General features: G+C 71.6%; 11 protein-coding genes. 5 read left to right on the forward strand and 6 right to left on the reverse strand.

The annotated features are described in order from the left end of the window. Nucleotides 1-180 precede the first annotated feature (180 nt). The 3 genes from BFN33_RS37500 to BFN33_RS37510 are packed head-to-tail and all read right to left on the reverse strand — an operon-like array spanning nt 181 to nt 3,403. Nucleotides 181-684: a nuclear transport factor 2 family protein gene (locus BFN33_RS37500; RefSeq protein WP_069764642.1), complete on the reverse strand. Its 504-nt coding sequence runs from the start codon at nt 682-684 to the stop codon at nt 181-183. Continuing rightward, nucleotides 681-1,541, reverse strand: coding sequence for a dihydropteroate synthase (gene folP, locus BFN33_RS37505; protein WP_069764643.1), 861 nt, complete (start codon nt 1,539-1,541; stop codon nt 681-683). Before folP ends, BFN33_RS37500 begins: the two co-directional genes overlap by 4 nt. Before the next feature lie 50 nt (nt 1,542-1,591). Further along, nucleotides 1,592-3,403 carry a phosphatidylglycerol lysyltransferase domain-containing protein gene (locus BFN33_RS37510; protein WP_069764644.1) on the reverse strand — a complete coding sequence of 604 codons (1,812 nt, stop codon included), beginning with the start codon at nt 3,401-3,403 and terminating at the stop codon, nt 1,592-1,594. Nucleotides 3,404-3,577: 174 nt separating this feature from the next. Between BFN33_RS37510 and BFN33_RS37515 the strand changes: the two genes are divergently transcribed. Together BFN33_RS37515 and BFN33_RS37520 are read left to right on the forward strand one after the other, a co-directional pair. Beyond that, nucleotides 3,578-4,705 carry an esterase family protein gene (locus tag BFN33_RS37515; protein ID WP_069764645.1) on the forward strand — a complete coding sequence of 376 codons (1,128 nt, stop codon included), beginning with the start codon at nt 3,578-3,580 and terminating at the stop codon, nt 4,703-4,705. A gap of 133 nt (nt 4,706-4,838) precedes the next feature. Further along, nucleotides 4,839-6,119 carry a hypothetical protein gene (locus BFN33_RS37520; RefSeq protein ID WP_176742550.1) on the forward strand — a complete coding sequence of 427 codons (1,281 nt, stop codon included), beginning with the start codon at nt 4,839-4,841 and terminating at the stop codon, nt 6,117-6,119. Nucleotides 6,120-6,149: 30 nt separating this feature from the next. Here the strand turns inward: BFN33_RS37520 and BFN33_RS37525 are convergent, their stop codons facing one another. Beyond that, a complete protein-coding gene (locus BFN33_RS37525; protein ID WP_069764647.1) occupies nt 6,150-7,493 on the reverse strand; it encodes a PH domain-containing protein in 1,344 nt (447 codons plus the stop codon). After that, entirely contained in the window at nt 7,490-7,993 is a 504-nt protein-coding gene (locus tag BFN33_RS37530) for a PH domain-containing protein (protein ID WP_069764648.1), read from the reverse strand. Before BFN33_RS37530 ends, BFN33_RS37525 begins: the two co-directional genes overlap by 4 nt. A 31-nt stretch (nt 7,994-8,024) precedes the next feature. Here BFN33_RS37530 and BFN33_RS37535 point away from each other — a divergent pair, with 31 nt between their 5' ends. Beyond that, nucleotides 8,025-9,176, forward strand: a complete 1,152-nt coding sequence (locus BFN33_RS37535; RefSeq protein ID WP_057612431.1) for an NADH-quinone oxidoreductase subunit D — start codon at nt 8,025-8,027, stop codon at nt 9,174-9,176. Here the strand turns inward: BFN33_RS37535 and BFN33_RS37540 are convergent. After that, nucleotides 9,141-10,205, reverse strand: coding sequence for an SAM-dependent methyltransferase (locus tag BFN33_RS37540; RefSeq protein ID WP_069764649.1), 1,065 nt, complete (start codon nt 10,203-10,205; stop codon nt 9,141-9,143). The genes BFN33_RS37535 and BFN33_RS37540 overlap by 36 nt on opposite strands. Before the next feature lie 118 nt (nt 10,206-10,323). Here BFN33_RS37540 and BFN33_RS37545 point away from each other — a divergent pair, with 118 nt between their 5' ends. Further along, nucleotides 10,324-11,526, forward strand: a complete 1,203-nt coding sequence (locus BFN33_RS37545; RefSeq protein WP_069764650.1) for a sensor histidine kinase — start codon at nt 10,324-10,326, stop codon at nt 11,524-11,526. An 81-nt stretch (nt 11,527-11,607) separates the two neighbouring features. Continuing rightward, complete coding sequence (locus BFN33_RS37550) at nt 11,608-12,279, forward strand: response regulator transcription factor (protein WP_069764651.1); 672 nt, start codon at nt 11,608-11,610, stop codon at nt 12,277-12,279. The last annotated feature ends 107 nt before the right edge of the window (nt 12,280-12,386 follow it).

The raw sequence follows: 12,386 nt of genomic DNA on the forward strand, positions 1-12,386 counted from the left end.
GGCGGCCTCGAACGAATCTACCTGCGAGCACTGACAGAGCCGGGCCACGGAGGCGCGTGCCGATGCCGGGGTCCGGATGTTTCACCGGGTGTTTCCCCTGGGGAACCCGGCGGCTCACGGGTTGGTAGCCGCCCATACCCAGGGGTTCGTGATTCCAACCACTTCTTGGTTCCGACGGGTTCAGGAAGGGGTTTCCCCGTCCTCGTCCTCGTCGTTCTCGGCCAGCACCGGAGAGGCGTGGTGGGACCACATCTTCCAGCCCTCGGGGGTGCGGCGGAACACGTTCGTGGCGACCACCAGCTGGCCGACGAGCGGTCCGAGCTCCTCGCTGCCCTCGGGTGCCGGGCCGCCGCTGAGGATGTTCTCGGTGCACGTCACCAGGGCGGTGTCGCCGGTCACGGAGACGTGCACGTCCGTGAGGAAGAACTGGATGTAGTCCGTGTTCGCCATGATCAGCGCGTACGACCTGAGAACCTCGCCGCGGCCGGTCAGCACGGGCCAGCCGGGGTGCACGCAGGAGACCACGCCGACGTCGGCCGGGTCGTGGTACTCCTCGTCGACGCCCAGGTCGGCAGGGGTGAGCCAGAACGAGGACAGCTCCTCGAAGTCACCGCGCTCCAGCGCCTCGTAGAAGGCGGTGTTGGCGGCTTCCACCTGTTCCACGTCGGTGTGGGGGGCGCTCACCGGGCTCCTTCCACGGCGCGGGCGACCCGTACCGCGTCCGCCGTCGCGCGCACCTCGTGCACGCGCACCGCCCACGCGCCGGCGTGCGCCGCGAGGGCGGAGACGGCGGCCGTGGCGGCGTCGCGCTCGCGCGCGGGCGGCGGGGCGCCTTCCGGGCCGGCGAGGACTCGGCCGAGGAACCGTTTGCGGGAGGCGGCGACGAGGACGGGGTGGCCGAGGCCGAGAAGGCGGTCGAGGTGGGAGAGCAGGACCAGGTCGTGCTCGGCGTCCTTGGAGAAGCCGAGGCCCGGGTCGACGACGACCCGGTCGGCAGAGATGCCGCCCGCGAGAACGGCGTCCACGCGCGCGTGGAGCTCGTCGACGACCTCGGCTACGACGTCGGCGTAGACACCCCTGACGTTGCGGCCCTCCAGGAAGCCGCGCCAGTGCATGACGACGAAGGGGGCGTCCGCGTCGGCGACGACCGGGATCATCGCGGGGTCGGCGAGGCCGCCGCTGACGTCGTTGACGAGGGCCGCGCCGGTGGCGAGGGCCTGTTCGGCGACGGAGGCGCGCATGGTGTCGACGGAGACGGTGACGCCTTCGGCGGCGAGGCCGCGGACGACGGGGATGACGCGCCGGAGTTCCTCGTCCTCGTCCACCCGGGTGGCTCCGGGGCGGGTGGACTCGCCGCCGACGTCGACGAGGTCGGCACCCTCCTCGACGAGGGCGAGGCCGTGCTTGACGGCGGCCGTCGTGTCGAACCAGCGGCCGCCGTCGGAGAAGGAGTCGGGGGTGACGTTCACGACTCCCATGACCGCGCAGCGGTCCCATTCCGGAAGACCGGCGACGCGCCCGCGTCCGCTCTGCTTGCTCATGCGTTCAGCCTAGGCCCAGCGTGCGGCGGCGGGCCCGCGCGGCCTGTGGCTCAGGCCGCTCTGACGTCCCGCTCGGCGACCGCGTGGGCACACACGCGTGCGGTGTGCGAGCGGCGGCGCAGGAAGCGCGGCAACGGGAGGGCGAGGTTGACGAAGCCCTCCGCCTGCATGGCGGCGAAGCCGATGCGCGGGAGGTCGCCGGAGGCCCGGTAGACGACGAAACGGGGTTCCCAGCGGGGCTGGAACTTGGCGTTGAACTTGTACAGGGACTCGATCTGGAACCAGCGGGACAGGAAGACCAGCAGGCCCCGCCAGGCACGCAGCACCGGACCGGCGCCGATCTTCTCGCCGCGCGCGAGTGCCGCGCGGAACATCGCGAAGTTGAGGGACACGCGCGTGATGTCGAGCTTCGGGGCCGCCTGGAGGGCCGCCACGATCAGCAGTTCGTTCATGCCGGGGTCCGCCGAGCGGTCCCGCCGCATCAGGTCCAGGGAGACGCCGTCCGTGCCCCACGGTACGAAGTGCAGGATCGCCTTGAGATCGCCGTAGGGACCCGGCCGGCCGTCCGCCTTGTGGGCGGTGGCGATGAGGCAGTCGCCGTCGGCGAGGTCGCCGATGCGGCCCAGGGCCATCGAGAAGCCGCGCTCGGTGTCCGTGCCGCGCCAGTCCTCGGCGGCCTGCCTCACGCGCGCCAACTCGGTCTCCCCGAGGTCACGGACGCGCCGCACCCGGGTCTCGTAACCGGCCCGCTCGATGCGCTTGACCATCTGGCGCACGTTGCGCATCGCGCGGCCGGCGAGCGAGAAATCCGCGACGTCCACCACCGCCTCGTCGCCCAGTTCGAGGGCGTCCAGGCCGGTCTCGCGGGTCCACACCTCGCCGCCGGTCTCCGAACAGCCCATGACCGCGGGTGTCCAGGAGTGCGCCTGGGCCTCGTCCATGAAGCGCTCGATGGCACCCGGCCAGGCCTCGACGTCGCCGATCGGGTCGCCGCTGGCGAGCATCACGCCGGAGACGACGCGGTAGGTCACGGCCGCCTTGCCGCTGGGGGAGAAGACGACGGCCTTGTCGCGGCGCAGCGCGAAGTGACCGAGGGAGTCACGGCCGCCGTGCTTGGCCAGCAGGGCCCGCAGACGGCTCTCGTCCTCTTCCGTGAGGTGGGCGGCCGGGTGCTCGGGGCGGAAGGCGAGGTAGATCGTGGTGATCGCGGTGAGCAGCCCCAGGGCGCCCAGGGAGGCGCCGACGGTCCACGAGGTGTCGCCCTGGTAGTCGACGGGGCCCTCGAAGCCGAAGAGGCCGTACAGGACGTGCGTGATGCGATCGGCCAGGCTCGGGTTTCCGACCATGCGGTTCGGGTGGGCGCTGACGATGATCAGGCCGAGCGCGAGGGAACCGGCGCCCATGAGGACGAAGTTGGCGAGCGCGCGCCAGCGGCTGCGCGGGTCGGGCAGGGCCCTGAACTGGTCGCGGTGGCGCAGCAGCGGAGCGAGCAGGGCGAGCGAGATGGCCGCCCCCACGAGTGAGTGGCGGTACGTGAACTGCGCGAGCGCGCCCGCCGGCAGCAGTGCCACGGCCGCCCGCCAGGCCCGGCGCTTGCGGCGCCTGAGGCCGTGGGCGAGCAGCAGCAACAGCACGCCGGTGCTGAGCGAGAGCGCGGCCGCGAACGGGCCGAGCGCGCCGGGCAGTACCTCGGCCATGGTGTGCATGCGACTGTGCCGGAAGCGCGGAAAGACGCCGGCGGCGATGTCCAGAAGTCCTACGAGGGCGCAGGCTCTGGCGACGAGGACGGGGACGGCCTCGGGGCGCGGTCCGTGCAGTGCACGCCGCAGCCTTGTTGATCGGATCGGAACCCCGCCCGACATTTCCTCATCTGTCCTGACAGACATCGCATCCCATGGTTCTGCGAGTGACTCTGGATCCGGAGCCCCGATTCGGGCATCCGGCGACATTGCGCCCTCTAGGACGGTGTCTCGTGAGGAGAGGTTCACTCATCTCCTCAAAGCCGTTTCAAAGGCCGAGGAAAGCGAAAGCAAGCAATGGGTCTCACGAGCAACAACACGCTGGTGCTGGCGGTCCTGTCCGGCGTGGCGCTGTTCGCCGGCACGGTGTGGCTCTGGCCGCGTCTGGCACGGCGTGGCTGGCGGCCCGTCAGCGGCCGCATCGGACTGCTGTTCGCGACGCAGCTCTCGCTGTTCGTGTCGATGGGACTCGTCGCGAACCACGCCTACGGGTTCTACGCCTCCTGGGCCGACCTGTTCGGCCGGGAGACCGACCAGGGCGTGGTGGTCGACCACACTCCGGGCAATCGTTCGCGCGGTCCTCTGAGGGTGACCGAGATCGGGGACGTGCCCGGCAGGGGCGGCCTTCGGTCGTCATCGGTCGGGCAGGTTCAGAAGGTCGACATCGTCGGCCCCACGTCACACATCGCCAGTCCCGCGTACATCTATCTGCCGCCGGAGTATTTCCAGGAGCGCTATCGCGCGCGTACCTTCCCCGCGGCCGTCGTGCTCACCGGTTATCCGGGCACCGCGCGAGCGCTGGTGGACAAACTCCACTATCCGCGCACGGCTCTGGAACTGACCAAGGACGGCCGTATGCGGCCGATGATCCTGGTGATGCTGCGGCCGACGGTGGCGCCGCCGCGGGACACCGAGTGCGCGGACGTTCCGGACGGTCCGCAGACCGAGTCGTTCTTCGCGAAGGACCTGCCGGAAGCGGTGACGGCGCACTACCGGGTGGGAAGGGAACCGGGAAGTTGGGGGATCATCGGCGACTCCACGGGCGGCTACTGCGCGCTGAAGCTCGCCATGCACCATCCCAAGGTGTACGCCGCCGGGGCGGGCCTGTCCCCGTACTACAACGCGCCCGTCGACCCCACCACGGGCGATCTCTTCCAGGGCGACAAGGCGCTGCGCGACCGCGCGAACCTGTGGTGGTGCCTCAAACACCTGCCCGCGCCCGACACCTCACTGCTCGTCAGCAGCAGCAAGGTGGGCGAGACGAACTACAAGGACACACTGAAGTTCATAGAGCGGGTGAAGGCCACGGAAACGACGCGGATCTCGTCGATCATCCTGGAAAGCGGCGGGCACAACTTCAACACCTGGCGACGGGAGATCCCCGCGACCTTGCAGTGGGTCAGCGAGCGGCTGCACGATCGATAGGTGAGCGATGAGTGATCAATACGCCGAATTCGGCGGCCGTTCCGATTCCTGATGTCGTGTGAAGGCAACGGAGTGGCTGTGTTTTTACGGGGCGGGGCACCATGATTCGCCTACGCGCGGTAAGTTTCTGGCCATGCCACGTGGACGTCACCGCCATTCCCCGCCCTTGCACAGGCTGCTGCCTCCGTCGGCGATCGCTGGCGTCTCCCTCGTCTGTGCCTTCGGCCCCTGGGTGTTCTCGCAGCAGGCCGTGCTGCGCGTGATAGCCGCGTGCGCCGCGGCGGTCGCGGTCGTGGGGGCAGCCGTCATGCGCCGTTGGGACGCGCAGGCGGGCAAGCAGGTCGCGGACCTCACGCGCGCGCGTGCCGGTGACGAGTGGCGGCACGAGGAGCGGGTCGCCGAACTCGAGACCGATCTCGAGGAGTCGCGCGAGCTGCGCGTCAAGCTGGAGCAGCGGCTGCGGGCCAAGCGCGCGGAGCTGGCGGGGCTGCGCAACGAACACGCGGCACTGCTGCGGCGGTACGCCACGGCGGAGACCGAGCGGGCGAGCGCCCTGGAGGGCCGCCGGCTGCTGGAGATAGAGGCCGCCCCGACGCCTGCGCTGCCGGCGGGTCAGGCCGACGCGGAGGCCGTGGCGGTGGCTGCCGAGGACGGGCCCGAGGCCGCGGTCGAGGTGGAGACCGAGATCTTCGAGGCGTCGGAGGAGACTCGGGAGCGGCTCGCGATCTTCTCCCCGGAGGGGTCACGGCTGTTCCTGCGGGCGAACGCGGCGCTGAAGCGGCTCGACGAGGACGGCGACGGGGCCACCAGGACGAAGGCCGAGCCGGAGGACGAGCCGGAGGCCGAGGCTGAGCCCAAAGGTGCCGCGAAGAGCGGAGCCAAGGGTGCCGTGAAGAAAGACCTCAGGGCCGACCCCAAGGACGAAGCCGGCTCCAAGGGGCAGGCGGTGAACGCGGCTTCCGGCGCGGCGGACGCCGTCGGCACCGAGGCGGAGGCCGCGCAGGAGGACGAGGCGCGGGGGAAGCCCGAGGCGGTCGACGGGCATGAGCGCGCGGCCGCCGCCACCACGGCCAGAGCCGCCCAGCCGCAGCAGCAGCCCGCCGGGCACTTCATCGCGCCGACCGCGGTCGCGTTCATGCCCGCGGCCCCCGCGCGGCGCCCGCGGATCGAGGGCGGGTTCGACTTCTTCGGCACGAAGGCGGGCACCTCGCGGGACGCCCTGGAGGCCGTGCAGAACGAGGACCTGGCCGACGTCGTCGGCCAGGAGGCCCTCGCCCTGCACAAGGCCGAGTCCGAGGCGGAGTTCAAGCCGGCCGACGAGGAGTCGCGGGGCGTCGGCCAGGTCATCGACCTGACCGCCCACGACGAGACGGAACAGATCGACCTGAAGGGCCTGCGCAGCGCGGTCTCCTGACCGACGCCACAGGTGCTCACCGGGGCACGGTCAGACCATCCAGCGGTCGGGCCGTGCCCCTTTCCGTCCCGTCCGCGACCTCTCCGCCTGCGACTTGAGCAGCTCCGCGGCCTCCTGTGCGTCCCTCAGACGGGCCGTGACGGTCTTGTTCGCCCCGGTATCCACATGGACGTCGGCGAGCCGCCACAGCCGCTCCCAGGGCCCTTGCTCGAGCCGTACGCTCTGGACCTTCGCGTGCGGGACGAGCGCCAGGCTCCGCCGCAGCAGCCCTTGACGGGAGGCGAACACCGAGTCGGTGACGGCGAGTCCGTAGCCGCGCCACCACAGGGGCACGCACCGGCCGGCCCGCCGCGGGGGCCGCGACAGCGCCGACAGCGGCGGCACGGTCACGCCGGGCAGCACGCGCGCGACGACCGCCTCGGCGACCTCGCGGGGAGCGACCGGCACCAGTACGGAGTTGGAGGAGCCGGCCACGTCCAGCTCGACCCGGACCCAGCCGCGCCGCCGCCACAGCAGCGGCTCCACGATCCGTACGGTCTGCACCCGCCCCGGCGGCACCGTCTCGTGGGTGCGGTCCAGGAGACCGTGGTCGATGCGCAGCCCATCCGGCGACTCGCCGACCGTCCAGTCGTACTCGGTGACGAACCGCCCCACACTGCTCGCCCCCGCCGCGCCGAGCAGCGGCAGGGCGGTGGCGAGAACCGTCCAGACGCTGTGGGTGGCCATCCACAGCAGCGGCGGTACGACGAGGGCGGCGACCAGGCTGCCCCAGGTGGCGCCCGTCAGCACGAGGGAGAGCGCGAGATCGCGCGGGGGCGTGTGCAGCAGTTGGCGCGCCGGTGCCTCGCCCACCTCGTGCGCGGTCTCGGGTGCGAACCCGGCGGCGCGCGCGAGGAGTTCCGCGCGCAGGGCCCGCGCCTCGCGCTCCCCGAGGAAGGCCAGTTCGTCCTTCTTGTCGGCGCCCACGACATCGAGCCTGAGCTTCGCGACGCCCGCCACGCGCGCGAGGAGCGGCTGTGTGACGTCGATCGCCTGGATCCGCTCGAGCCGGATGTGCGCGGTACGCCGGAACAACAGACCGGTACGTATGCGCAGTTCCGTGTCGGTCACCGCGAAGTGGGTGAACCACCAGGTGAGAAAGCCGTACAGGGCGGCGGCCGGGACGATGACGGCGAGCGCGATCAGCAGCGTGGTGGTCGTCAGCCGGGTCAGCTGGCGCTGCGTCTGGTCGGGGTCGTGCACGGCCCACCCGATGACGACGGCGACCGGCGCCCACGCCCGCCTGAGGGGCGTTATGGGATGCAGCCGCCGCTCGGTGACGGGCTCCTTCTCCGGCTGCTCCTGTACGGCGTCGTCGACGCCCGGCGTGGTCACAGGCCCGCCGATCGGGCCTCGCCGAGTTCGGTGAGCCTGTCGCGCAGCCGCTCCGCCTCGGCCGGGTCAAGGCCGGGGATGGTCGCGTCGGTCGCTGCGGCCGCCGTGTGCAGCTGGACGCTCGCCAGCCCGAAGTGCCGTTCCACGGGCCCGGAGGTGACCTCGACCAGTTGCATGCGGCCGTACGGCACGACGGTCTCCTCGCGCCACAGCACGCCCCGGCTGATCAGCAGGTCGTCGGCGCGCTCGGCGTAGCGCCAGGAGCGCCAGTTGCGGCCGATCATCACCCAGCCCCAGCCGACGAGGGCGAGCGGCAGCAGCGCGAAGGCCGCCCACGCCGGACCGCACAGCAGCCCGAGCAGCAGCCCCAGGGCCACGGCGAGCAGTCCCAGCCACACCACCAGCAACAGCCGTCGCATCCGCAGCAGCCCCGGCGGCAGCCCGGTCCACACCGGTTCGTCGCCGGCGACCTCAGTGTTCTGCCCGCTCCCCGTCTCCATGGGGCCAGCGTACGTAGGAGAGACTGTGTCCATGACTCCTACGACGGAGACCACGGTCGGCATCGGCGGCGCCGCGGAGAGCACCGACATGGTGCTCAACATCGGACCGCAGCATCCGTCCACCCATGGTGTGCTGCGCCTGAGGCTCGTCCTGGACGGCGAGCGCATCATGAGCGCGGAGCCGGTGATCGGCTATATGCACCGCGGCGCGGAGAAGCTCTTCGAGGCGCGCGACTACCGCCAGATCATCATGCTCGCCAACCGCCACGACTGGCTGTCGGCCTTCTCCAACGAGCTGGGCGTGGTCCTCGCCGTGGAGCGGATGCTCGGCATGGAGGTCCCCACGCGCGCGGTGTGGACGCGCACGCTGCTCGCCGAGCTCAACCGGGTGCTGAACCACCTGATGTTCCTGGGCTCGTATCCGCTGGAGCTCGGCGGCATCACCCCGGTCTTCTACGCGTTCCGGGAGCGGGAGGTCCTCCAGAACGTGATGGAGGAGGTCTCCGGCGGCCGGATGCACTACATGTTCAACCGCGTCGGCGGCCTCAAGGAGGACCTGCCGGCCGGCTGGTCCACGCGCGCGCGTGCCGCCGTCTCCGCCGTGCGCTCGCGCATGGACCGCTTCGACGACCTGGTCCTCGGCAACGAGATCTTCCGGGGCCGCACCCGGGACGTGGGCGTCCTCGCGCCCGAGGCTGTCCACGCGTACGGCGTCAGTGGGCCCATCGCGCGTGCCTCGGGCGTCGACTTCGACCTGCGCCGCGACGAGCCGTACCTCGGCTACGGAGAGCTCCAGGACACCCTGAAGGTGGTCACGCGCGAGGAGGGCGACTGCCTCGCCCGCTTCGAGGTCCTCCTGGAGCAGACCCACAACGCCCTCGACCTCGCCGACGCCTGCCTGGACCGGCTCGCCGAACTGCCCCCCGGGCCGATCAACCAGCGGCTCCCCAAGGTCCTGAAGGCGCCCGAGGGGCACACGTACGCGTGGACCGAGAACCCGCTCGGCATCAACGGCTACTACCTCGTCAGCAAGGGCGAGAAGACCCCGTACCGGCTGAAGCTGCGCTCGGCCTCGTACAACAACATCCAGGCCCTGGTCGAACTGCTGCCGGGCACGCTGGTCGCGGACATGGTGGCGATCCTGGGATCACTGTTCTTCGTGGTCGGGGACATCGACAAGTAGCTCGGCGAGCGACCCGTCGAGCGGCGCGTCCGGCATTCCGGCGGACAAACCCACGGGCTGGAGCAGCCAGCCGAAGTCGCCGAGGCCGCCCGCCGCGGTGAGCTCGGCGGCCTCTCCGGCCCGCGCGAGGGCGCGTACGTACTCCGCGGGCCGCGTGGACGCGAGCGTGAGCGGGGGGCGTGCGCCCGCGATGCCCAGGGCGCGCAGCGCGTCGCGCTGGGGCAGCACGCGCCCTCCGGGGAGGGCGCACGCGTCCAGCGCCACATGGGCCGTGAGGTCGCAGGATCCGTCCGGTACCGGTGGCGTCTCGCGCCCCTCACGGAAACCCGTGAGCGTCCCGAACAGGGGGCGAGAGGCTGCCGTGTGCGCATAGTCGACGGCGACCGCGAGCCCCCGCTCCACCGCGGCGACCGCCGACGCCCACGCCTCGTCCCGGGGCAAGCCGATCTCGGCCCGCAGCCCCTCCTCGGCCGGCAGCGGCCACCACCGGTCCAGCCACTCGGCCTCCGCGCCGGCGACCGGTTCCCCGAGACGCTCACGACCGTCCCGTCGTACGAGCACCCGTCGTGGGACGCCCGAGGCGTCCGTCTCGGCGATCTCCACGGGTACGTTGTCCAGCCATTCGTTGGCGAACAGCAGCCCGGTGATGTTCTTCGGGGGCCCGGTCAGCCACTCGATCCGGTCATCGAGGGCCTCGGGGCGGTCGGCGATCTCGACGGCGTACGCGCGCGTGCGGGCGGCCACGTCGGCGGGCAGGGCCGCGAGGACACCGGTGGCCAACTCGCCCCGCCCCGCGGCCATGTCGACGAAGTCGAGCCGTGCGGGCCGCCCCAGCCTCTCGTCGAGGCGGCACAGCAGCCGGGCCACGGCCTCGGCGAACAACGGCGAGGCGTGCACGGACGTACGGAAGTGCCCGGCCGGGCCCTCCAGCCTGCGGTAGAAGCCGTCAGGGCCGTAGAGGGCGGCCTCGGTGGCGGCCCGCCAGCCGCTCCAGTCACCCGTCGCCCCGGCCGCCGTGTCATCGGTCACGCCGTCAGGCTAGGCGCACGGGGGAAGGGGGCCTCCACCTTGGGGAGTACGCGCGGGCGGTACGGATCGGTCCTCCGGTTGACCCCTGCACACATCACGCTTCCCTACGCTGGGTTACGTGCAGCGCCTCTATGACTTCCTCCGCAGGCACCCGACAGGGGTCGACGTCTTCTGGGCCGTCGTCCTGCTCGGGATCTCGCTGGCGAGCGAAACCGCCCGTGGGGAGTCCCAGGGGACCGAGTCCCCGATGGCGATCATTCCGATCGTCCTGCTGTTGTGCCTGGTGACAGCGCTGCGCAGACGCATGCCGGAGCGCATGCTGCTGCTGGCCATCGCGCTCGGCGTGGTGCAGCTCGCGCTGGACGTGGAGACCACGAGCGCCGACTTCGCCTTCCTGGTGATCGTCTACACGGTGGCCGCCACGGGCGCCCGCTGGGCCTCCCGGCTGGCGCTGACGATCGGCCTGTGCGCGGCCCCCGTCGCTCAGCTGCGCTGGCCGAACGAGAACTCCGGTGTGCTCGGCAATGTCGCGATAATGATCTTCCAGACCGTGCCGTTCGCCCTGGCCTGGGTGCTCGGCGACTCGATCCGCACCCGGCGCGCGTACTTCGCGCAGCTGGAGGAGCGCAACGCGCGCCTGGAGAAGGAGCGCGAGGCGCAGGCGAAGGTCGCCGTCGCCGCCGAGCGCGCCCGGATCGCCCGCGAGCTCCACGATGTCGTCGCCCACAACGTGTCCGTCATGGTCGTCCAGGCCGACGGCGCCGCCTATGTCCTCGACGCCGCGCCCGACCAGGCCAAGAAGGCGCTGGAGACCATCTCCTCCACCGGCCGCCAGGCCCTCGCCGAGATGCGCCGTCTGCTGGGCGTGCTGCGCACCGGCGAGCACCAGGAGGGCGGCGAGTACGTCCCGCAGCCCGACGTCGAGCAGATCGAGGACCTCGTCGAGCAGTGCCGTGGTTCCGGCCTTCCCGTCGACTTCAAGATCGAGGGCACCCCGCGTCCGCTGCCCAGCGGCGTCGAGCTCACGGCGTACCGGATCGTGCAGGAGGCGCTCACCAACACGCGCAAGCACGGCGGCCCGAACGCGGGCGCGAGCGTGCGCCTGGTCTACTTCGACGACGGCCTCGGCCTGCTCGTCGAGGACGACGGCAAGGGCGCTCCGCACGAGCTGTACGAGGAGGGCGGCGCCGACGGCGCGGGCCATGGTCTGATCGGCATGCGCGAGCGCGTCGGCATGGTCGGCGGCACCCTGGACGCGGGTCCCCGCCCCGGCGGAGGATTCCGCATCAGTGCGCTGCTGCCGCTCAAACCAGCGCATTGACGCTGACGTGCGCCCCCTGTTGACACCTGTCACGCCCCCTGGCGACCTGCCGTACGACCCCGAGGAAACGGAAGAGGCCCGATGACGATCCGCGTGATGCTCGTCGATGACCAGGTGCTGCTGCGCACCGGGTTCCGGATGGTGCTCGCAGCCCAGCCGGACATGGAGGTCGTCGCGGAGGCGGGGGACGGCGTGGAGGCGATCCAGGTGCTGCGCTCGACCGCCGTGGACGTCGTCCTGATGGACGTGCGCATGCCGAAGCTCGACGGTGTGGAGGCCACCCGCCGCATCTGCTCGCAGCCCGAACCGCCGAAGGTGCTGATCCTGACCACCTTCGACCTGGACGAGTACGCCTTCTCCGGGCTGAAGGCGGGAGCCTCCGGCTTCATGCTCAAGGACGTGCCGCCCGGCGAACTGCTCACCGCGATCCGCTCCGTGCACAGCGGCGATGCCGTGGTCGCCCCCTCGACGACCCGGCGCCTGCTCGACCGGTTCGCGCCCATGCTGCCCGCCACCGGCAAGGAGCCCCAGCACAAGGAGCTGGAGCGGCTCACCGGCCGCGAGCGGGAGGTCATGGTGCTGGTCGCCCAGGGGCTCTCCAACGGCGAGATCGCGGCCCGTCTGGTGCTGTCCGAGGCGACGGTGAAGACCCATGTCGGCCGCATCCTGACCAAGCTGGGCCTCAGGGACCGGGTACAGGTGGTGGTCCTCGCCTACGAGACGGGACTGGTGCGCGCGGGCGGCCACGGCTGAGGCAGGGCCCGGTCGGGGGGCTGCAGACGGCGGTCGCCAATCGACGCGACGCGGCCGCGACCGGCATCTCGGCGGCCCCGTTCCGCCCACGCCCGGGCACTCAGGAC

The sequence above is a fragment of the Streptomyces sp. LUP47B genome (genome assembly GCF_001746295.1).
Taxonomy (GTDB): domain Bacteria; phylum Actinomycetota; class Actinomycetes; order Streptomycetales; family Streptomycetaceae; genus Streptomyces.

Excerpts from the sequence above, each read along its gene's own strand:
- folP (WP_069764643.1), bottom strand. The coding sequence starts at position 1,541 with ATGAGCAAGCAGAGCGGACGCGGGCGCGTCGCCGGTCTTCCGGAATGG.
- BFN33_RS37510 (WP_069764644.1), bottom strand. The coding sequence starts at position 3,403 with ATGTCGGGCGGGGTTCCGATCCGATCAACAAGGCTGCGGCGTGCACTG.
- BFN33_RS37515 (WP_069764645.1), top strand. The coding sequence starts at position 3,578 with ATGGGTCTCACGAGCAACAACACGCTGGTGCTGGCGGTCCTGTCCGGC.
- BFN33_RS37520 (WP_176742550.1), top strand. The coding sequence starts at position 4,839 with ATGCCACGTGGACGTCACCGCCATTCCCCGCCCTTGCACAGGCTGCTG.
- BFN33_RS37530 (WP_069764648.1), bottom strand. The coding sequence starts at position 7,993 with ATGGAGACGGGGAGCGGGCAGAACACTGAGGTCGCCGGCGACGAACCG.
- BFN33_RS37535 (WP_057612431.1), top strand. The coding sequence starts at position 8,025 with ATGACTCCTACGACGGAGACCACGGTCGGCATCGGCGGCGCCGCGGAG.
- BFN33_RS37550 (WP_069764651.1), top strand. The coding sequence starts at position 11,608 with ATGACGATCCGCGTGATGCTCGTCGATGACCAGGTGCTGCTGCGCACC.